The 20052-nt window shown below is 71.4% G+C and carries 15 protein-coding genes and 1 pseudogene; 7 read left to right on the top strand and 9 right to left on the bottom strand.

Annotation, left to right across the window (positions count from 1 at the left end):
- Window positions 1-39 precede the first annotated feature (39 nt).
- Complete coding sequence (locus IE258_RS05715; RefSeq protein WP_003975365.1) at window positions 40-714, bottom strand: Crp/Fnr family transcriptional regulator; 675 nt, start codon at window positions 712-714, stop codon at window positions 40-42.
- A gap of 369 nt (window positions 715-1083) precedes the next feature.
- Between IE258_RS05715 and nth the strand changes: the two genes are divergently transcribed.
- Genes nth through IE258_RS05700 form a run of 3 tightly spaced genes read left to right on the top strand, consistent with a single transcriptional unit; the run spans window position 1084 to window position 4207 of the window.
- Window positions 1084-2157 carry an endonuclease III gene (nth, locus tag IE258_RS05710; protein ID WP_189739779.1) on the top strand — a complete coding sequence of 358 codons (1074 nt, stop codon included), beginning with the start codon at window positions 1084-1086 and terminating at the stop codon, window positions 2155-2157.
- 52 nt (window positions 2158-2209) lie between these two features.
- Window positions 2210-2956: an NUDIX hydrolase gene (locus tag IE258_RS05705; RefSeq protein ID WP_159327223.1), complete on the top strand. Its 747-nt coding sequence runs from the start codon at window positions 2210-2212 to the stop codon at window positions 2954-2956.
- Window positions 2957-3001: 45 nt separating this feature from the next.
- Window positions 3002-4207 (top strand): MarP family serine protease, encoded by a 1206-nt coding sequence (locus IE258_RS05700; RefSeq protein ID WP_159327224.1) that lies wholly within the window; start codon window positions 3002-3004, stop codon window positions 4205-4207.
- Window positions 4208-4220: 13 nt separating this feature from the next.
- On the opposite strand, the gene IE258_RS41100 is transcribed toward IE258_RS05700, so the two are convergent.
- The 6 genes from IE258_RS41100 to IE258_RS05675 form a co-directional block, all read right to left on the bottom strand.
- Entirely contained in the window at window positions 4221-4406 is a 186-nt protein-coding gene (locus IE258_RS41100) for a hypothetical protein (protein WP_078582024.1), read from the bottom strand.
- A gap of 149 nt (window positions 4407-4555) precedes the next feature.
- Complete coding sequence (locus IE258_RS05695; RefSeq protein WP_161381924.1) at window positions 4556-5530, bottom strand: alpha/beta fold hydrolase; 975 nt, start codon at window positions 5528-5530, stop codon at window positions 4556-4558.
- A complete protein-coding gene (locus tag IE258_RS05690; protein ID WP_189741087.1) occupies window positions 5527-6015 on the bottom strand; it encodes a phage holin family protein in 489 nt (162 codons plus the stop codon). The genes IE258_RS05695 and IE258_RS05690 overlap by 4 nt, the downstream gene beginning before the upstream one ends.
- Window positions 6016-6079: 64 nt before the next feature.
- Window positions 6080-7504 carry a Na+/H+ antiporter NhaA gene (nhaA, locus tag IE258_RS05685; protein WP_189739776.1) on the bottom strand — a complete coding sequence of 475 codons (1425 nt, stop codon included), beginning with the start codon at window positions 7502-7504 and terminating at the stop codon, window positions 6080-6082.
- 194 nt (window positions 7505-7698) lie between these two features.
- Window positions 7699-9654: an acetate--CoA ligase gene (acs, locus tag IE258_RS05680; RefSeq protein WP_189739773.1), complete on the bottom strand. Its 1956-nt coding sequence runs from the start codon at window positions 9652-9654 to the stop codon at window positions 7699-7701.
- Between the two features lie 258 nt (window positions 9655-9912).
- The gene (locus IE258_RS05675; protein WP_189739754.1) at window positions 9913-12387 is read right to left on the bottom strand and encodes a SulP family inorganic anion transporter; all 2475 of its coding nucleotides are present in this window, start codon (window positions 12385-12387) and stop codon (window positions 9913-9915) included.
- 254 nt (window positions 12388-12641) lie between these two features.
- On the opposite strand from IE258_RS05675, the gene IE258_RS05670 reads away from it, so the two are divergent.
- Window positions 12642-13937: a polysaccharide deacetylase family protein gene (locus IE258_RS05670; protein ID WP_189739751.1), complete on the top strand. Its 1296-nt coding sequence runs from the start codon at window positions 12642-12644 to the stop codon at window positions 13935-13937.
- Between the two features lie 33 nt (window positions 13938-13970).
- On the opposite strand, the gene IE258_RS05665 is transcribed toward IE258_RS05670, so the two are convergent.
- Complete coding sequence (locus tag IE258_RS05665) at window positions 13971-14951, bottom strand: ATP-binding protein (protein WP_189739748.1); 981 nt, start codon at window positions 14949-14951, stop codon at window positions 13971-13973.
- A gap of 111 nt (window positions 14952-15062) precedes the next feature.
- Between IE258_RS05665 and IE258_RS05660 the strand changes: the two genes are divergently transcribed.
- Window positions 15063-15887, top strand: coding sequence for a Fic family protein (locus tag IE258_RS05660; protein WP_189739746.1), 825 nt, complete (start codon window positions 15063-15065; stop codon window positions 15885-15887).
- A 403-nt stretch (window positions 15888-16290) separates the two neighbouring features.
- Here the strand turns inward: IE258_RS05660 and IE258_RS05655 are convergent, their stop codons facing one another.
- Complete coding sequence (locus tag IE258_RS05655) at window positions 16291-17160, bottom strand: HAD family hydrolase (RefSeq protein ID WP_189739744.1); 870 nt, start codon at window positions 17158-17160, stop codon at window positions 16291-16293.
- Window positions 17161-17773: 613 nt separating this feature from the next.
- On the opposite strand from IE258_RS05655, the gene ssd reads away from it, so the two are divergent.
- Complete coding sequence (gene ssd / locus IE258_RS05650) at window positions 17774-18958, top strand: septum site-determining protein Ssd (protein ID WP_189739741.1); 1185 nt, start codon at window positions 17774-17776, stop codon at window positions 18956-18958.
- Between the two features lie 269 nt (window positions 18959-19227).
- Window positions 19228-19929 (top strand): annotated as a pseudogene (locus IE258_RS05645) (ATPase, T2SS/T4P/T4SS family); the annotation flags it as partial.
- Window positions 19930-20052: the final 123 nt, after the last annotated feature.

Below are 20052 nucleotides of genomic sequence, written 5' to 3'. Positions count from 1 at the left end.
AGGCGTTTGCAGACCCGTCCGGGTCTGCGGGGCGGTGGATCAGCGGGAGCGCTTGGCCAGCCGCTCCACGTCCAGCAGGATCACCGCGCGGGCCTCCAGGCGGAGCCAGCCGCGCTGGGCGAAGTCCGCCAGTGCCTTGTTGACCGTCTCGCGGGACGCGCCGACCAGCTGGGCCAGCTCCTCCTGGGTCAGGTCGTGCACCACGTGGATGCCCTCCTCCGACTGCACGCCGAAGCGGCGGGAGAGGTCCAGCAGGGCGCGGGCGACGCGGCCGGGGACGTCCGAGAAGACCAGGTCGGACATGGCGTCGTTGGTCTTGCGCAGGCGGCGCGCGACGGCGCGCAGCAGCGCGGTGGCCACCTCGGGCCGGACGTTCAGCCAGGGCTGGAGGTCGCCGTGGCCGAGGGCGAGCAGCTTGACCTCGGTCAGCGCGGTGCCGGTCGCCGTGCGCGGGCCCGGGTCGAAGAGCGACAGCTCGCCGATCAGCTCGCTGGGGCCGACGACGGCCAGCATGTTCTCGCGCCCGTCGGGGGACGTGCGGTGGAGCTTGACCTTGCCTTCCGTGACCACGTAGAGGCGGTCTCCGGGGTCCCCCTCGTGGAACAGGGTGTCGCCGCGGGCGAGGGTCACCTCACTCATGGAGGCGCGGAGCTCCGCGGATTGCTCGTCGTCGAGCGCCGCGAAGAGCGGGTTGCGCCGCAGAACGTCGTCCACGAGTTCTCTCCTTGTCGACCGGCTCAGAGGATCTTGTTCCCCCGGTGTACCAGGGGTCCGTGGTGCCCATTTTGCCGGACAGTCCAAACAGTGTGATCTGTCACAAGGATGCCGCACTGATGTCCCGGGGTACGCGGCAGGGGTCCAATTGGACGTCGATCTTCGAGGTCCGGGGCGGATGTCGGTGCCGGGTCGTAGGCTGGCCGGGTGTCCAAATCGCCGGTGAGAGCACAGGCTCAGGGGGCTGCGCGGGTGAGTGTACGTCGCGATTCCGCTGTGGGCGAACAGGGTCCCGATGGCGGTAGGAAAACGGCGAAACCGACAAAGAAGGCAGTGCCTGCCAAGAGGGTGACTGCGGAGAAGGGTGCCGTGAAGAAGACCGCCGCGAGCAAGAAGTCGGCCGCGGCCGACAGGGCCTCCACGACCGAAGAGGCCCCCGCGACCGAAGAGGCCCCTGCGGCCAGGAAATCCGCCGCGGCCAAGAAGGCGGCCACGGCCAAGAAGAGCCCCGCCAAGAAGGCGGCCACGGCCAAGAAGGCCCCCGCCAAGAAGGCCGCGCCGCTGAAGAGGCAGGCGCCCGCCAAGAAGCCGGCCGTCGTCCCGAAGAAGGCCACCGCCGCCGTCAAGGGCGTCGCCCCCGCGAAGACCGTCGCCCCGAAGCCGCCGCGCGGCGAGTCGCGCACCGCTCTGGTCCGCCGCGCCCGCCGTATCAACCGCGAGCTGGCCGAGGTCTACCCGTACGCGCACCCGGAGCTGGACTTCGAGAACCCGTTCCAGCTCGTCGTGGCCACGGTGCTGTCCGCCCAGACCACCGACCTGCGCGTCAACCAGACGACGCCCGCCCTCTTCGCCAAGTACCCCACCCCGGAGGACCTGGCGGCCGCCGTCCCCGAGGAGGTCGAGGAGATCCTGCGCCCGACCGGCTTCTTCCGGGCCAAGACCAAGTCGGTCATAGGGCTCTCCAAGGCCCTGACGGAGGACTTCGGCGGCGAGGTCCCCGGACGCCTCGAAGACCTCGTCAAGCTGCCCGGCGTCGGCCGCAAGACCGCCTTCGTCGTGCTCGGCAACGCGTTCGGCCGCCCCGGCATCACCGTGGACACGCACTTCCAGCGCCTGGTGCGCCGCTGGCGGTGGACCGAGGAGACCGACCCGGACAAGATCGAGGCCGCCGTCGGCGCGCTCTTCCCGAAGAGCGACTGGACCGACCTCTCCCACCACGTGATCTGGCACGGCCGCCGCATCTGCCACGCCCGCAAGCCCGCCTGCGGCGCCTGCCCCATCGCCCCGCTGTGCCCGGCGTACGGCGAGGGCGAGACGGACCCGGAGAAGGCGAAGAAGCTGCTGAAGTACGAGAAGGGCGGCTTCCCGGGACAGCGGCTGAGTCCCCCGCAGGCGTACCTGGACGCGGGCGGCAAGCCGGCCCCGCCGCTGGGGGCCGGGTGACGGAACGATCTCGGGGTCGTCGGGCGTTGGAGTCGGCAGGACGGGGGTGGAGATGACACGGGCGAGTGACACGCAGGGTCCCGCCAGGGACCGCACTCGGGACGGCGCGGTCCTCAGCAAGGAGGGCCTGCCCGGCTGGCTGGACCCGGTGGTGCGGGCCGTCGAGACGGTCCGGCCCACCCAGCTGAGCCGCTTCCTGCCGCCGGCCGACGGCGCCGGCCGCCAGTCCGCCGTCCTGATCCTCTTCGGCGACGGCACCCGCGAGGGCGAGGGCGGCAAGGAGGCGGGCCGCGGCCCGGAGCTGCTGCTCATGGAGCGCGCCGGTTCCCTGCGCTCCCACCCCGGCCAGCCCGCCTTCCCGGGCGGTGCCCTCGACCCCGAGGACGGTGACCCGCGCGGTGACGGTCCGCTGCGGGCCGCCCTGCGCGAGGCCGAGGAGGAGACCGGGCTCGACCCGGCAGGCGTCCAGCTCTTCGGAGTCCTGCCCAAGCTGTACATCCCGGTGAGCGGCTTCGTCGTCACCCCGGTGCTGGCCTGGTGGCGCGAGCCCTCCCCGGTCGGCGTCGTCGACCCGGCCGAGACCGCGCGCGTCTTCACGGTCCCCGTGGCGGATCTCACGGACCCCGCCAACAGGGTGACGACCCTCCACCCCAGCGGCCACCGGGGCCCGGCATTCCTGGTCGAATCGGCACTCGTCTGGGGCTTCACCGCCGGCATCATCGACCGGTTGCTGCACTTCGCGGGCTGGGAGCGGCCGTGGGACCCGGACAAGCAGGTCCCGCTGGACTGGCGCGCATGACAGGGTGGCCTGCGTACCGCAGACGACAAGGCGAGGCCTGAATCAGTGAACGTGCTGGACATCCTGTTGCTGCTGGCCGCCGTCTGGTTCGCGATCGTCGGCTTCCGGCAGGGCTTCGTCGTCGGCATCCTGTCGGTGATCGGCTTCCTCGGCGGCGGTCTCGTCGCCGTCTACCTGCTGCCGGTGATCTGGGACGCGCTGACGGACAACGCGGAGGTGAGCACGACCGCCGCCGTCGTCGCGGTCGTCGTCGTCATCGTGTGCGCCTCCGTCGGCCAGGCCCTGACGACCCATCTGGGCAACAAGCTGCGCCGCTACATCACGTGGTCCCCGGCCCGTGCCCTGGACGCCACCGGCGGCGCCCTGGTCAACGTCGTCGCCATGCTGCTGGTCGCCTGGCTGCTGGGCTCCGCGCTCGCGCGGACCACGATGCCGACGGTCGGCAAGGAGGTGCGGCAGTCCGCGCTGCTGGCCGGAGTGCAGGAAGTCCTGCCGGCGGGTGCCGACAACTGGTTCGACAGCTTCACCTCGGTCCTCGCGGAGAACGGCTTCCCGCAGGTCTTCAGCCCGTTCGGCGACGAGTCGATCCCCGACACGCTGCCGCCCGACCCGGCGCTGGCGAACAGCCCGGTCGCCGTCAGCGCCAAGCGCTCCATCGTCAAGGTCATGGGCACCGCCCCCGACTGCGGGAAGGTCCTGGAAGGCACCGGTTTCGTCTTCTCCGACCGCCGCGTCATGACCAACGCCCACGTCGTGGGCGGCGTCGACGAGCCCACCGTGCAGATAGGCGGCGAGGGGCGGAAGTACGACGCGACGGTCGTCCTCTACGACTGGCGGCGCGACATCGCCGTGCTGGACGTGCCCGAACTGGACGCGCCCGCGCTGCGGTTCACCGACGAGGACGAGGACGCGCAGGACGACGACGGCGCGATCGTCGCGGGCTTCCCGGAGAACGGGGCGTACGACGTCCGGGCCGCGCGGGTGCGCGGGCGCATCACGGCCAACGGGCCGGACATCTACCACCGCGACACCGTCCGCCGGGACGTCTACTCGCTGTACGCGACCGTCCGGCAGGGCAACTCGGGCGGCCCGCTGCTGACGCCGGAGGGCGAGGTGTACGGCGTGGTCTTCGCCAAGTCCCTGGACGACCCCGACACCGGCTACGCGCTCACCGCGGACGAGATCCGCGAGGACATCAGCAAGGGCCGCACCGCCGGCCAGCAGGTGGACAGCGACAGCTGCGCGCTCTGAACGTACCTACGCCTCAGGTCCGTGGATGGCGCAGGCGTACGGAGACCCAGCGGGCCCGGCGGCGCAGGATGCGCGGAATTCCCACTCGTAGGTCCGCACCCGCGAGTTGCGGGGTGCCGCCGCGTCGGTGGGTACTGCTCACGCCGCTCGTGGAGCGGCCGTCGCGTGCTACGTCACTGTAGTCGTGCGTCCAGCCCATACCCGGACGTGTGCCCCCGCCCCAAGGTCGATAACCGTTCCCGGGGCCCCCAATTGGCCTATGCGCCGGGCAAGTGGCCGTTCATAGGACAAGCGTTCCGGTTCGGATACCGGGCGCGTCCGTTCGGTGACCGATCGCTCACCAAACCCTCACCGGTCGGGTTCGGGATCCTTCAGCCAGTTGATCAGTTCGGTCGAGAAGGCGACCGGATCCTCTTCGTGCGGGAAGTGCCCGAGTCCGTCGAACAGCCGCCAGCGGTACGGCGCTTCGACGTACTGCCCGGACCCGGCGGCGCTGCGCGTGCGCATCACGGGGTCCAGGGAGCCGTGCAGGTGCAGGGTCGGCACGCGCACCGGCCGCTTCATCCGGCGGTAGAACTGGATGCCGTCCGGTCGGGCCAGCGAGCGCACCAGCCAGCGGTACGGCTCGACCGAGCAGTGCGCCGTGGAGGGGATGCACATGGCGCGCCGGTACGCCGTCACCGCCTCGTCGTCCAGGAGCCGCGGCCCGGACCAGTCGTGCAGCAGCCGGCCGACCAGCGCTCCGTCGTCCGCGGTCAGTTGACGCTCCGGCACCCAGGGGCGCTGGAAGCCCCAGATGTAGGAGCCCGCCCGGCTCTGGCGGACGTCCCCGAGCATGGCCGAGCGCCAGCGCCGGGGGTGCGGCATCGAGGAGACCGCGAGCCGCCGTACGAGCTTGGGACGCATCGCGGCGGCCGTCCAGGCGAGGTAGCCGCCGAGGTCGTGGCCGACCAGCGCGGCGTCCGGCTCGCCGAGGGAGCGGACCACGCCGGTGATGTCGAGGGCGAGGCCCGCGGGGTCGTAGCCGCGCGGGGTGCGGTCGCTGCCGCCGACGCCGCGCAGGTCCATGGCGACCGCGCGGAAACCGGCGTCGGCGAGCGCCACCAGTTGGTGCCGCCAGGTCCACCAGAACTGCGGGAAGCCGTGCAGCAGCAGCACCAGCGGCCCGTCGCCCAGCTCGGCGATGTGGAAGCGGGCGCCGTTGGCCGCGACGTCCCGGTGGGTCACCTCGGGGCCGCCCGGGATGCCGAGGCGTACGACCGAGGTGGGATTGGGGTGCTGCGGCGAGGGGGAGTGCCCCGAAGGGGTGGTGGAGCCCGTCATGAGGTCGAGCGTGCCACAGCCTCGATAGCTTCGGGGGACCGGTCCGCGGGCAGTTCCGGACGCGGGTGCGGCTTGGCGTTCTGCAGTACGCCCGCCGTCTGCTTCACCGAGGCGGCGACCTTCTGGGGCCCGCGGCCCTTCTTGGCCTTCTTCGCGAAGACGATGCCGATCATCGCGAGGAGGCCGGCGACCAGAACGTTCGCGGCGAAGGACAGCAGGAAGCAGACGGCCATGTTCCAGCCGCTCCAGGTCCGGATGCCGTAGGCCAGCGCGAAGCTCAGCATCGGCAGCGAGAAGAGCAGGAGCAGGCCCGCGGCGGAGAACGCGCCGCCGCTCGTCGCGCCGCGCTTGACGTCCTGCTTCAGCTGCGCCTTCGCCAGCGCGATCTCGTCGTGCACGAGCGCCGACATTTCGGTGGTCGCCGAGGCGAACAGCTGGCCGATGCTGCGTTCGGTGCCGACCGGGCTGCCGTCGGGTGCGCTCATCGCGGTCTCCCTCTTCTGCTGGCTCATCTGAGTACGGTTCCGTCTTTTGTACCGTCTCGTCAGATCATGCCGGACGGTCGTCCTCATCGCCTGCCCCGCCCGCCACTTCGGCAAGCCGCGCCGACTCCATCTCCTCGGCGATCCGGCGGTGCTCGGCGGCCTTCCTCTCGTAGACGGCGGCCACCCGCAGGTGGTAGGCCGGGTCGTCCTCCTCGTAGATGTCCGGCACACCGCTGAGGTCGTCGTCGCGCTCCTCCTCGGCGACCATCCCCCGGTACTTCGCGTTCCGTATCTTCAGCAGTACCGTCGCCAATGCCGCCGCGACGAGCGAGCCGGTCAGTACGGCGGCCTTGACCTCGTCGGTCATCGCCTGGTCGCCCTCGAAGGCCAGCTCGCCGATGAGCAGCGAGACGGTGAACCCGATGCCGGCCAGGGTCGCCACCGCGAACACGTCCGCCCACTGGAGGTCGTCGCTGAGCGAGGCCTTGGTGAAGCGCGAGGTGAGCCAGGTGCCGCCGAAGATGCCCAGCGTCTTGCCGACGACGAGTCCGAGCACGACGCCGAGGGTCTCCGGCTTGGTGAAGACGTCCGCCAGCGCCCCACCGGAGATGGCCACCCCGGCGCTGAACAGCGCGAACAGCGGAACGGCCAGGCCCGCCGACAGCGGGCGCACCAGGTGCTCGATGCGCTCGCCGGGGGAGTGCTCCTCGCCGTCGCGCCGGTGGCAGCGCAGCATCAGGCCCATCGCGACACCGGCGATGGTGGCGTGGACGCCGCTGTTGTACATCAGGGCCCAGATCACCAGGCCGAGCGGGACGTACACGTACCAGCCGCGCACGCCCTTGCGCAGCAGCAGCCAGAAGACGACGAGACCGACGGCCGCGCCGCCCAGCGCGGCGAAGTTCAGGGTGTCGGTGAAGAAGACCGCGATGATCAGGATGGCGAACAGGTCGTCGACGACGGCGAGCGTCAGCAGGAAGGCCCGCAGGGCGCTCGGCAGCGATGTGCCGATGACGGCGAGCACGGCCAGCGCGAAGGCGATGTCGGTGGCGGTCGGCACGGCCCAGCCGGCCAGGGAGCCGCCGCCCGCGGTGTTGGTGACGGTGTAGACGAGTGCCGGTGCGACCATGCCGCACAGCGCCGCCACCACCGGGAGCGCGGCGGCCTTGGGGTCCTTCAGGTCACCGGCGACCAGTTCGCGTTTGAGCTCGATGCCGGCGACGAAGAAGAAGATCGCCAGGAGTCCGTCGGCGGCCCAGTGCGCGACCGACAGATCGAGTCCGAGCGCCGCGGGGCCGAAGTGGAAGTGGCTGACGCTCTCGTAGCTGTCGTGCAGCGCCGGTATGTTCGCCCACACCAGGGCGGCGATCGCGGCGGCGAGCAGCAGGACGCCGCCGACGGTCTCGGTGCGCAGCGCGTCCGCGAGGTAGGTGCGCTCCGGAAGGGACAGCCGTCCGAAGGCCTTGCGGGGGGTGCGGGGCGCGGTCACGAGGGGAACCTCCGGTGGGTGGGCAGCACGGAACACATGCCGACCAGACTTCCCGGCGCACCATGAGGATCTTGATGACTCTCTTACGTCCGTCCAGCTTACCCGGGCCACGGGCGCCGCACAGGGCGAGGGCACCCGGCGCGCGTCCGGCGCCGGGTGCCCTCGGTGTGCTACGTGTCCGCGATGTGCGTGACTCAGTCCTCGCTGGACGCCGCCGGGAGCTTCGACTGGATGAGGTCCATGACCGTCGAGTCCGTGAGGGTCGTGACGTCCCCGAGCTGGCGGTTCTCCGCGACGTCGCGCAGCAGGCGGCGCATGATCTTGCCGGAGCGGGTCTTCGGCAGCTCTCCCACCGGCAGGATCCGCTTGGGCTTGGCGATCGGGCCGAGAGTGGCGCCCACGTGGTTGCGCAGCTCGGTGACCAGGTCCTCGCTCTCCGCGGCCGTGCCGCGCAGGATCACGAAGGCCACGATGGCCTGGCCGGTGGTCTCGTCCGCCGCGCCGACCACGGCCGCCTCGGCGACCGACGGGTGGGAGACGAGGGCCGACTCGACCTCGGTGGTGGAGATGTTGTGGCCGGAGACGAGCATCACGTCGTCGACGCGGCCGAGCAGCCAGATGTCGCCGTCGTCGTCCTTCTTGGCGCCGTCGCCCGCGAAGTACTTGCCCTCGAAGCGCGACCAGTAGGTGTCGATGAACCGCTGGTCGTCGCCCCAGATGGTGCGCAGCATCGACGGCCACGGCTCGGTGAGGACCAGGTATCCGCCGCCGCCGTTGGGCACCTCGTTCGCCTCGTCGTCGACGACGGTGGCCGAGATGCCGGGCAGCGGGCGCTGGGCGGAGCCCGGCTTGGCCTCGGTGACGCCCGGCAGAGGCGTGATCATCATCGAGCCGGTCTCGGTCTGCCACCAGGTGTCGACGACCGGGGTGGCGTCCGCGCCGATGTTCTTGCGGTACCAGATCCACGCCTCGGGGTTGATCGGCTCGCCGACCGAGCCGAGGACGCGCAGCGAGGACAGGTCGAACTTGGCGGGGATGTCGTCGCCCCACTTCATGAACGTCCGGATCGCGGTGGGCGCGGTGTAGAGGATGGAGACCTTGTACTTCTGCACGATCTCCCAGAACCGGCCCTGGTGCGGGGTGTCCGGGGTGCCCTCGTACATGACCTGCGTGGCGCCGTTGGCGAGCGGGCCGTAGACGATGTAGGAGTGCCCGGTGACCCAGCCGACGTCGGCGGTGCACCAGAAGACGTCGGTCTCCGGCTTGAGGTCGAAGACGGCCCAGTGCGTGTACGCCGTCTGTGTGAGGTAGCCGCCGGAGGTGTGCAGGATGCCCTTGGGCTTACCGGTCGTGCCGGACGTGTACAGGATGAACAGCGGGTGCTCGGCGTCGAACGCCTCGGGCGTGTGCTCGGCGGACTGTCCGTCGACGGCCTCGTGCCACCACTTGTCGCGGGAGTCGTCCCAGGCGACCTCCTGGCCGGTGCGGCGGACGACGAGCACGTGCTCGACGATCCCGGCGCGCTCCACGGCCTCGTCGACGGCCGGCTTGAGCGCGGACGGCTTGCCGCGCCGGTAGCCGCCGTCGGAGGTGATGACGACGCGGGCGTCGGCGTCCTGGATGCGGGTGGCCAGCGCGTCCGAGGAGAAGCCGCCGAAGACCACCGAGTGCGCGGCGCCGATGCGGGCGCAGGCCAGCATCGCGATCGCCGTTTCGGGGATCATCGGCATGTAGATCGCGACCCGGTCGCCCTTCTGCACGCCCAGCTCCAGCAGGGCGTTGGCGGCCTTGGAGACCTCGTCCTTGAGCTGGGCGTAGGTGAGGGCGCGGCTGTCGCCGGGCTCCCCCTCGAAGTGGATGGCGACGCGGTCGCCGTGGCCGGCCTCCACGTGCCGGTCCACGCAGTTGTAGGCGACGTTCAGCGTGCCGTCCTTGAACCACTTGGCGAACGGCGGGTTCGACCAGTCGAGCGTCTCGGTCGGTTCCTTCGCCCAGGTCAGACGGCGGGCCTGCTCGGCCCAGAAGCCGAGCCTGTCAGCCTTGGCCTGTTCGTACGCCTCCGCCGTGACGTTGGCGTTCGCGGCCAGGTCGGCGGGGGGTGCGAACCTGCGTTCTTCCTTGAGCAGGTTGGCCAAGGATTCGTTGCTCACGACATCTCCCTTTCTCAGGGTTGTCCGTTGTGTCCCAGGCCACAGCTCATCAGACCCGGGGGGCCGATGACAAGGGTCGACGGGCAAATGGTTTAGACCTGTTCTGGTCGCCGCCGACCCCGTGTCTCCTTCGTGGTCCGTGGTCACCCGTACCCACGGAAGCCGACGACGCGGGGTTCAGCGTGTGTAACGCCTCTCACACGCCGGCCCGCGCCGCGGCTGTCCCGGACCACCCCGGGCTCTGGGGAGGTCAGGCGGTCAGGCCGTCAGGTTCGTCTCCCGGACCAGCTCGAACACGCCGCCCTCCGTGTCCTCGGACAGCAGGTACGACTGGGCCTCGCCCACGTGGAAGTACATGCCCTGCAGCTCCAGGTCGCCGGCGCCCAGCGCGCGGGCCACCGACTCGTGGGCGCGCAGGTGCTCCAGCTGCTGGACCACGTTGGCCAGGCACAACCGCTCGGCGGCGTCGGCGGGTGCGCGCCCGGCCAGCCGGGGTCGTTCGCGGCCGTCCTCGGCCGCGTCCGCGGGTACGCGATCCAGGCTCGGCAGTCCGTGCCGCAGCCACCGCTGGAGCGGGGTGCGTGCGCCTGCGGGGTCGGCGCCGAGCAGCGCCTGCATCGCCCCGCACCCGGAGTGTCCGCACACCGTGATGGACCGCACCTTCAGCACGTCCACGGCGTACTCGATCGCGGCGGCCACCGAGTCGTCGCCGCTCTCCTCGCCGGGCAGCGGTACGAAGTTGCCGACGTTGCGCACGACGAAGAGGTCGCCGGGGCCACTGGAGGTGATCATCGACGTGACCACCCGCGAGTCGGCGCAGGTCAGGAACAGTTGGGAGGGCTGCTGTCCCTCCCGGGCCAGTCTGGCCAGCTCGCGGCGCATCAGTGGGGCGGTGTTGCGGTGGAAGGCGCTGATGCCACGGGCGAGTTCGTGTCCGCGGCGCTGGTCGGTCCCACCGGTCCCACCGGTCGCGGCGGGCGCGCCGTGTGTGCCGGGAACACCGGATTCACCGGATGTGCCGGAGGCGTTCGGGCCGGTCGTGGTGCCGGGGGATTCCCCGGTGGGTGCGCCGGCGGCGGCCCGTCGGTCCGTGCCGGGCGCCGGTGCCTTCGACGGGCGTTCGCACTGGTGGTTGCGCCAGGGGGTCCAGGGACGGCAGCGGCAGCCGTCCACCTCCGCCGGTTCGGAGATGCGGGTGCCGGGCCGGCGGCCGGTGATGTCGACGGCACCGCCCTGCGCGGTGTGCGTCTTCTGCCAGTCCTGGAGCGTCTCGTACGCCGCGTGGTCCATGAAGGACCCGTCCAGCTCCACGACGGCGTCCGCCCCGTGCGGCACCTGGTGCAGGACCCGGCTGAGCCGCGGCACGGCGAGGAAGGTCAACTGCCCCCGCACGTGGACGTGGTGGACTCCCTCGACGTCGTCGTGGGTGATCCGGGTGCGGGTGAGGCGGTGCAGGGCGACGCCGACGGCGACGGCGATGCCCAGCACGACGCCCTCCAGGACGCCGAGGAACACCACGCCGCAGGTGGTGACCGCGTAGACCAGCACCTCACGGTGGCGGGTCACCGTGCGAATGTGGTTCAGCGACACCATCTTGAGGCCGACGGACATGACCAGGGCGGCGAGCGAGGCGAGCGGGATGAGCTCCAGGGCCGGGACCAGCAGCAGTGCGGCGATCACTACGAGAACGCCGTGCAGCATCGTGGAGTTCCGGCTGACGGCACCCGCCGCCACGTTCGCCGAACTGCGCACGGCCACACCGGCGATGGGCAGCCCGCCGAGCGACCCGGAGACGATGTTGGCGGCGCCCTGACCGAGCAGTTCCCGGTCGAGGTCGGAGCGCTTGACGCGACCGGTCAGCGCGGGCCGGGCGGCGACCAGTTTGTCCACGGCGACCGCGCCGAGCAGGGACTGTACGCTGCACACGAGCGTGGTGGTGAGGACGGCGGCGACGAGACCGAGTACCGGTCCTTCGGGCAGCGAGGCCAGGGCGTGGCTGCTCCAGGAGGGCAGGTCGACCTTGGGCAGCCGGAGCCCGGTGAGGGCGGCGACGGCGGTGGCGCCGCCGACGGCGATCAGGGCGGCGGGCAGCTTGCCCAGGACGTCCCCGGCGCGGCCGGGGAGGCGGGGCCAGAGCAGCAGGAGGGTCAGGGTCAGCACGCTCACGGCCACGTCGGCGGGGTGGAGGTTCGCCAACTGGGCGGGCAGCGCGACCAGGTTGTCGGGCACGGAGCTCTGCGGGGTGCCGCCGAGGACGATGTGCAGCTGGGCGACGGCGATCGTGACGCCGATGCCGGCGAGCATGCCGTGCACGATGGCGGGGCTCACGGCGAGTGCCGTGCGCGCCACGCGCAGGCAGCCGAGCCCCAGCTGGGCGATCCCGGCGAAGACCGTGATGGCGCAGGTCGTACGCCATCCGTACTGCTGGATGAGGTCGGCGGTGACCACTGTGAGTCCGGCGGCGGGGCCGCTGACCTGGAGTGGGCAGCCGCCGATGCGTCCGGCGACGATCCCGCCGACCGCGGCGGCGACGAGGCCGGCCTGGAGGGGCGCGCCGGTGGCCAGGGCGATGCCCAGGGAGAGGGGCAGGGCGATCAGGAAGACCGCGATCGAGGCCGAGACATCGGCACCCGCGACGCGGAAGCGCCGGGGGCCGCCGGGCGGCGGACTGTGAGGTGGATGGACGTGCTTGGTCCGGGCCGAATCGGCGCGGGCGGGGACGCAGGCTGACATGTTCCCGTCTCCTGAGGATCCGTCGATTACAGCGAGTAAATAGAGAGTAATTCAGAGTAAAGAAGAGGCATAGGTTTTTAGCGCGAATGGAGTAGTGCCCGGCGTATTCGGGTGAACTGAGAATTTCATCGGCTTGTCGTACTAATTCCTTCTCATTTCCGTGTCACCTTGACGGCGCTGACGGCACGGCCCGGCTCAGCACCCGACATCGCCTAGTCGGCGTTGGCCCGAGAGAAGGAAGAAGGTGGGCGGACATGGCCGCCACCCGCAGGATGGCCTCCCACAGGACGGCCGCGCTCGCCGTGGTCGCCGCGGTCTGCGCGGCGGCGCTCGCCGGTTGCGCGATCGACAACGGCACCGGTTCCGGCGAAGGGACGCACGGTCCGGAGAAGGAGAAGGGGAAAGCGGCACCGGCGCCCAAGAACGCGGTCCGGCTGATCGGTGACGGTTCCACCGCGTACACCGGGGCCCAGCCGCACCTGCCCCGACCCGAACGCCTCAAGCCCGGCCAGAAGCCCCCGCAGTTCGTGGTGTTCTCGTGGGACGGCGCGGGTGAGGACAGCCAGAAGCTGTTCTCCCACTTCCGCGAGGTGGCCAAGGAGAACAACGCCACGATGACGTACTTCCTGAGCGGCGTGTACATGCTGCCGTCCGAGAAGCGGGACCAGTACAGCCCGCCCCAGCACTCCCCGGGCCGCTCCGACATCGGCTTCAACGACGAGCAGGGCATCGCCGACACCGTCAAGCAACTGCGGCTGGCGTGGCAGGAGGGCAACGAGATCGGCACCCACTTCAACGGGCACTTCTGCGGTGCGAACGGCGGGGTCGGCGAGTGGTCCGTCGAGGAGTGGAAGGAGGAGATCAAGCAGGCCAAGCAGTTCGTGAAGACCTGGAAGACCAACACCGGGATGAAGAACGCAGCGCCCTTGCCCTTCGACTACGAAAAGGAGCTGATCGGCGCCCGCACCCCGTGCCTGGAGGGCCAGAAGAACTTCGTGAAGGCCGCTAGCCAGATGGGCTTCCGCTACGACAGCAGCGGGGTCAACAACCAGGTCTGGCCGTCGAAGAAGGAGGGCCTGTGGGACCTGTCGATGCAGCTCGTGCCGTTCCCCGGCCACTCCTACGAGCAGCTCACCATGGACTACAACTACATGGTCAACCAGTCGGGCACCGCCACCCAGGGCGACCCCGCCAAGCGAGAGTTCTGGGGCGACCAGATGCGTGACAGCCTGCTCCAGGGCTTCGAGCGGGCCTACGACGGCAACCGCGCGCCCCTGATCATCGGCAACCACTTCGAGTCCTGGAACGGCGGCACCTACATGCGCGCCGTGGAGGAGGTCGTCGAGACGGTGTGCACCAAGAAGGAGGTGCGCTGCGTCTCCTTCCGGCAGCTCGCGGACTGGCTGGACGCCCAGGACCCCAAGGTCCTGAAGAAGCTGCGCACCCTCGGCGTCGGCGAGGCTCCGAAGAAGGGCTGGGCGTCCCTCCTCTCGGCCGCGCCCGCACCGGCGCCGAAGGGCGTGCCCGGGGCCCCGGCCGCCAAGCCGTAGCGTCCCCGCACTCCAGCGGGGCCTCGCGAACGGTCACGCGGGGGCGGCGACCTCCTCGCCGAGGACGAAACCGGGGTCGACCTGCGCCGCCAGGTCGTCCCCGGTGCGCTCGTTGCCCCAGCTGTGGGCGTTCTTCAGATGGAAGTGGACCATCTGCTGGGTGTAACGCGACCAGTCCCGCAGCTCGTACGTCGCGTCGACGGCCGTGTGCAGAGTGCGCAGCGCCCGGCCGTTGGTCTCCTCCAGGAGCTCGAACCGGGGCGGGCGGCCCTTCTCCATGGCGCGCACCCAGTCCGAGTGCCCGACGGTGACCAGCAGGTCGTCCCCGACCTGGTCGCGCAGGAAGTCGAGGTCGTCCTGCCCCTGCACCTTGTTGCCGACGACCTTCAGGGTGACGCCGAAGTCGCGGGCGTACTCCTTGTACTGGCGGTAGACGGAGACCCCCTTCCGGGTCGGCTCGGCGACGAGGAACGTGATGTCGAAGCGGGTGAACATGCCGGAGGCGAACGAGTCCGAGCCGGCGGTCATGTCCACCACGACGTACTCGTCGCGGCCGTCGACCAGGTGGTTCAGACACAGCTCCACGGCGCCGGTCTTGGAGTGGTAGCAGGCGACTCCCAGGTCGGCGTCCGTGAAGGGCCCGGTGACCATCAAACGGACGGCTCCGCCGTCGAGTTCCACCGGCCGGGCGCAGGCGTCGTAGACCGGGTTGTCCTCGCGCACCCGCAGCAGGCGCGAGCCCTCGCCGGGCGGCGTCGTTTTGATCATCTTGTCGGCGGAGGCGATGCGCGGGTTGCTGCCGCGCAGATGGTCCTTGATCAGCGGGAGGTGCTCGCCCATCGCGGGCAGCCCGGCCGCCTCCGCGTCGTCGAGGCCCAGCGCGGCCCCCAGGTGCTGGTTGATGTCGGCGTCGATCGCGACGACGGGTGCGCCGGTGGCGGCGAGGTGGCGTACGAACAGGGAGGACAGGGTGGTCTTGCCGCTGCCGCCCTTCCCGACGAAAGCAATTTTCATGTTCACCAAGCGTAGTGGCTCGATAGCTGTAGGTGGCATACGGGACGGGTGAGGGGTGAAGAAGACCACTCATTCGTGGGGCGCGGCGCAGGGTTGCGTAGGGTCTTACTCATGAGTACGACAGGCGCGAACGCCGATCCGCTCGCGGCCCTGGGCGCCCTGCCCGGAGTGGCCGAGTCCGTGGAGTCCGTACGCAAGGCCGTGGACCGCGTCTACGGCCACCGGATCATGCGGCGCCGCAGCAACGAGATCACCGGCGAGGCGGCACTGCGCGGCGCCCGGGGCTCGGCGGCGCTGTCCGGCGCGGACTGGGCCCTGGAGGAGGTGCGCCGGCGCAGCGACTTCAGCGGCGACGGCGAGGCGCGCGTGGTGGGCGCCGCGCTGCGGCTGACCGCCGAGGCGGGGCAGCTGCTGTCCATCTGGCGCCAGTCGCCGCTGCGGGTGCTGGCCCGGCTGCACCTGGTGGCCGCCGCGGACCAGGCCGACGAGGTGGGTCGCCCCCGCCAAAAGGGCGAGCCGGTGGACGAACCGCTCGTCGAGCTGCCGCTGCCCGACGCCGAGGAGGCACACGGTCGTCTGGAGGGCCTGGCGGCGCTGGTCACGGCCGGCGGTTCGGCGCCGGCGCTGGTGACGGCCGCCGTGGTGCACGGCGAACTGCTGGCGCTGCGCCCCTTCGCCTCCCACAACGGACTGGTCGCGCGCGCCGCGGAGCGCATCGTCCTGGTCGGCAGCGGGCTGGATCCCAAGTCGGTGTGCCCGGCCGAGGTCGGCCACGCCGAGCTGGGGCGCGCGGCCTACCTCGCGGCGCTCGACGGCTACGTCTCCGGGACCCCGGAGGGCATGGCCGCCTGGATCGCCCACTGCGGCAGGGCCGTCGCGCTGGGAGCCCGCGAGTCGACGGCGGTGTGCGAGGCGCTCCAGCGCGGGGCGGCGTAGGGCGAACGGCGGGTCGTGCGGCGGACTCCACAGAAATGCGGCGGTACGAGTGCTCGTACCGCCGCTGGCACGTCCGCCGGGTTACCAAGCGTCCTCGTTATGTGCCCATCAGGTCGGGAACTTCGCCCGTCACCTGGTGCGGCTGGCCCGTAATCGACGGGTCGACGTCGCGTGGGTGCCCGGTGTCCGTGCTCGGTCCGTGGGGCCAAATGCGCGTTTAAGGTGATCCTTTCGGATGTCCTTGGTCTCGCGGGCCGTTGAAACCTTTGTACTACTGGGCCCGGGGAAGCGGAAGTGCTTGCTGCACTTCTTTACTTTTGCGCTCATACACGGGTGAAAGGGTCAATCGGCCGGCCGGTCGGCAGTTGAGGGGGCCGGTAGGGCGGTCGCCCGGCTGGGACCGTCAGGCCGCCGATCGGGCTGCCGTGGACCGTCGTCGGCTCGCGTACCAGACGAGGCCCGCGGTCGCGGCCGCGGCGCCTATCGCGGCCGCGGCGACGAGCGCGGGCCGCGGCGGCACGGAGAATCCGCCGATCCGCTGCTTGAGCCGCACCGGGCGGTGGAAATCGAGGATCGGCCACTCGCGCGCGAGTGCCTCCCGGCGCAGTGCCCGGTCCGGGTTGACCGCGTGGGGGTGGCCGACGGCCTCCAGCATCGGCAGGTCGGTGGCCGAGTCGCTGTAGGCGTAGCAGCGGGCCAGGTCGTACCCCTCGGACCCGGCCAGCTCCCGGATCGCCTCCGCCTTGGTCGGGCCGTACGCGTAGTACTCCACCTCTCCGGTGAAGCATCCGTCGTCCCCCACGATCATGCGGGTCGCCACCACCCGGTCCGCGCCGAGCAGCTCACCGATCGGTTCGACGACCTCGGCGCCCGACGTGGAGACGATCACCACGTCCCGCCCGGCGGTGTGGTGCTCCTCGATCAGGGAGGCCGCCTCGTCGTAGATGATCGGGTCGATCAGGTCGTGCAGGGTCTCGGCGACCAGCTCCTTGACCAACTGGACGTTCCACCCCCGGCACAGCGCGGAGAGGTACTCGCGCATCCGCTCCATCTGGTCGTGGTCGGCACCGCCGGCGAGGAAGACGAACTGGGCATATGCGGTACGCAACACAGCCCTGCGGTTGATCAGCCCGCCTTGGTAGAACGACTTGCTGAACGTGAGCGTGCTCGACTTCGCAATGACCGTCTTGTCCAGGTCGAAGAAGGCCGCCGTGCGGGGCATGGAGTGAGGCGCCGAGTGGGGTGAGGAGTGGTTTTCCACAACCCTGAGCATAGGCGCAGCCCATTCGGCGTAAGGTGGGGCGCGTGGGTTTGCCTGAGAAGGCTCTCGGGTACACCATGGAAGTCACGGATCGTTCGCGACCGTGCTAACCCGGTCCGACTCCTCCCCCCCCGAGTCGGCCGTGGAGACGACCCCCGCTCTCCCCCCCCGGCGGGGGTCGTCGCATGTCCGGGTGGGTTTCTTCGCTCTTTCCATGATCTGGGCCCCGCGCCGTGGTGGCGCGGGGCCCAGCTGTCGTCGCGGCCGGATTCGACTACGCAGCGTAGTGGTCGGACTGCTCTGCGGGAGTCGCACGCGGGGCGTAGAGGGGCCGGTCGAGGCTCACCGGTTCGGGTGAGTCGATATTCACAATCGTCGAGTTGTCCACAGTTTTTGACCAAGATCCACACGATTTCCCGGATCGCTGCACCGTGATTCCCATGCGTCCGGGCCGTGCCGAGTTCCATGGCCGGAACTGTTTGCCGGACGCGTGCTGCGGGCCGCTCGTGCGGAGACCGGTTTCCGGTTCTTCACGCGGCCGCACATCGCGGGGCCGTGGGGGCCGTGCGAGAGACCACGAGACAGCGGGCGCGACCGCGGGAGCCGCGCCGAAGGGGGAAAGACCATGACCGGAACCATCACGCACGACCCGCCGCCCACCCCCGGAGGACGGCAGGGCGGACCCCTCATCGTCACCGAGGACACGGAACTCCTCGACGACCTGCTGCGCCTGTGCGCCGCCGCGGGCGCCACACCGGAGGTGCACCACTCGGTGCCCGTGCCGCGGCCTTCTCCGCCTCCGGCCCCGACCGGGACGGCCACGTCCCCGGCACCCCCGGGGACCGGGCGGCGGACCGGATGGGAGACCGCGCCACTGGTCCTCGTCGGGGACGACGCGGCCCGGCGCGTGCGCGGAGCGGTGCGCAGGCGGGGAGTGGTCCTCGTGGGCCGCGACCAGGACGACTCGGGGATCTGGCAGCGGGCCGTCGAGATCGGCGCCGACCACGTACTGATGCTGCCCGACGGTGAGCAGTGGCTGGTCGACCGCATCGCCGACGTGGCCGAGGGCGTCGGCCGCCCGGCCCTCACCGTCGGTGTCATCGGCGGCCGGGGCGGCGCCGGAGCGTCCACGCTGGCCTGCGCGCTCGCCGTCACCTCCGCGCGGGAGGGGCTGCGCAGTCTGCTGGTGGACGCCGATCCGATGGGCGGCGGCCTCGACGTCCTCCTCGGCGGCGAGACGGCCGACGGGCTGAGGTGGCCGGCGTTCGCGGCCTCGCGCGGGCGGGTCGGCGGCGGTGCCCTGGAGGAGTCGCTGCCCGAGCTGCATTCGCTGCGGGTGCTCAGCTGGGACCGGGGCGACTGCGTCGCGGTACCGGCACCGGCCGTACGCGCGGTGCTGGCGGCGGCCCGGCGAAGGGGCGGCACGGTCGTCGTGGACCTGCCGCGCCGCGTCGACGACGGCGTCGCCGAGGTCCTCGCACAGCTCGACATCGGGATCCTCGTGGTCCCCGCCGAGCTGCGGGCCGTCGCGGCGGCGGGCCGGGTGGCGGCCGCGGTCGGCATGGTCCTGCGTGACCTCCGGGTCGCGGTGCGCGGGCCCTACGCCTCCGGACTCGACGACCGCGAGGTGGCCGGGTTGCTCGGCCTGCCCCTGGTCGGTGAGGTGCCCGTCGAGTCGGGGCTCCTGCGCGCCACGGAGAGCAGACGACCCCCGGGCACACCCTCCCGAGGCCCGCTGGCGCGCTTCTGCCGGGGGTTCTGGGAGCGGGCGCTGGCGGAGACGGACGGACGGGGCGGGAGCGGTTCATGAGGTGCGTGACGGAGTCGGTCGTGAGCGGTGGAAGGCGGGACGGGGTGCACGGAGTGGACGGGGCGGACATCGTGATCGCGGGGGAGCAGGACCGGGCCTCGGGCACTCCCGCCGGGCCGGTTCCGGGGAAGGGAACGGGCGGCACGGGGCTGGAGGCGTTCGACGGTCCGGCTGCTCGGACGGGTTCGGGCCGGGCAGTCCGGCGGTGGAGCGGATCGCCCGGGGAAGCCACTGCCGCAGGGACAGCGCGCCGGACCTCCGGGGCATCGATGGGACCGGCATCCACCGGATCGCCGGGCTGGGCGTCCGGGCGGGCCCGGACGCAGGCGCGGAATGCCGGGCGGTCACCGGCGGCGACCGCGCAGCGGAGCCCGGGCACCGCGTCCGGGATGCTCGACGGTGTACGGCGGTGGCTCGCCGAGAGCGGGGCGGAGCCGACGCCCGCGCGTGTGGCACAGGCACTGCGGGAACAGGGGCGGGTGCTGGGCGACGCCGAGGTCCTCGGTGCCGCCGAACAGCTCAGGTCGGAGCTGGTCGGCAGCGGGCCACTCGAACCGCTGCTCGCCGACCCCTCGGTGACCGACGTCCTGGTGTCCGCACCGGACCGGGTCTGGGTGGACCGCGGCGGTGGCCTGGAGCTGGCGCCGGTCTCCTTCCCCGACGCGGGGGCGGTGCGGCGGCTCGCGCAGCGCCTCGCCACCGTCGCCGGGCGCCGGCTGGACGACGCCCGGCCCTGGGTGGACGCCAGGCTCCCCGACGGCACCCGGCTGCACGCGGTGCTGCCACCGGTCGCCGTCGACTGCACCTGCCTGTCGCTGCGGGTGGTGCGGCCGCGCGCCTTCACCCTCGACGAGCTGACCGCGGCGGGCACCGTGCCGCCCGGCGGCGACCGCGTGCTGCGCGCCCTTCTGCGGGCACGGCTGTCCTTCCTCGTCAGCGGCGGTACCGGCAGCGGCAACCCCAATATGGTGCTATGACGCCTCTAGCGAGTGATCACTTTATGAGCACACGTAAAGCGATCGGAAGGCGCTCTGACCTGCGGCTTTGTGGCCCGATTCGGTGCGGCGCGCGATCGCCTTCGAATCCAAGGTGAG

The sequence above is a fragment of the Streptomyces tendae genome, assembly GCF_014650435.1.
In the GTDB taxonomy this organism is placed as follows: domain Bacteria; phylum Actinomycetota; class Actinomycetes; order Streptomycetales; family Streptomycetaceae; genus Streptomyces; species Streptomyces tendae.
The sequence above is the reverse complement of the archived record's forward strand: the minus strand, read 5'-3'. Positions and strand labels throughout refer to the sequence as shown.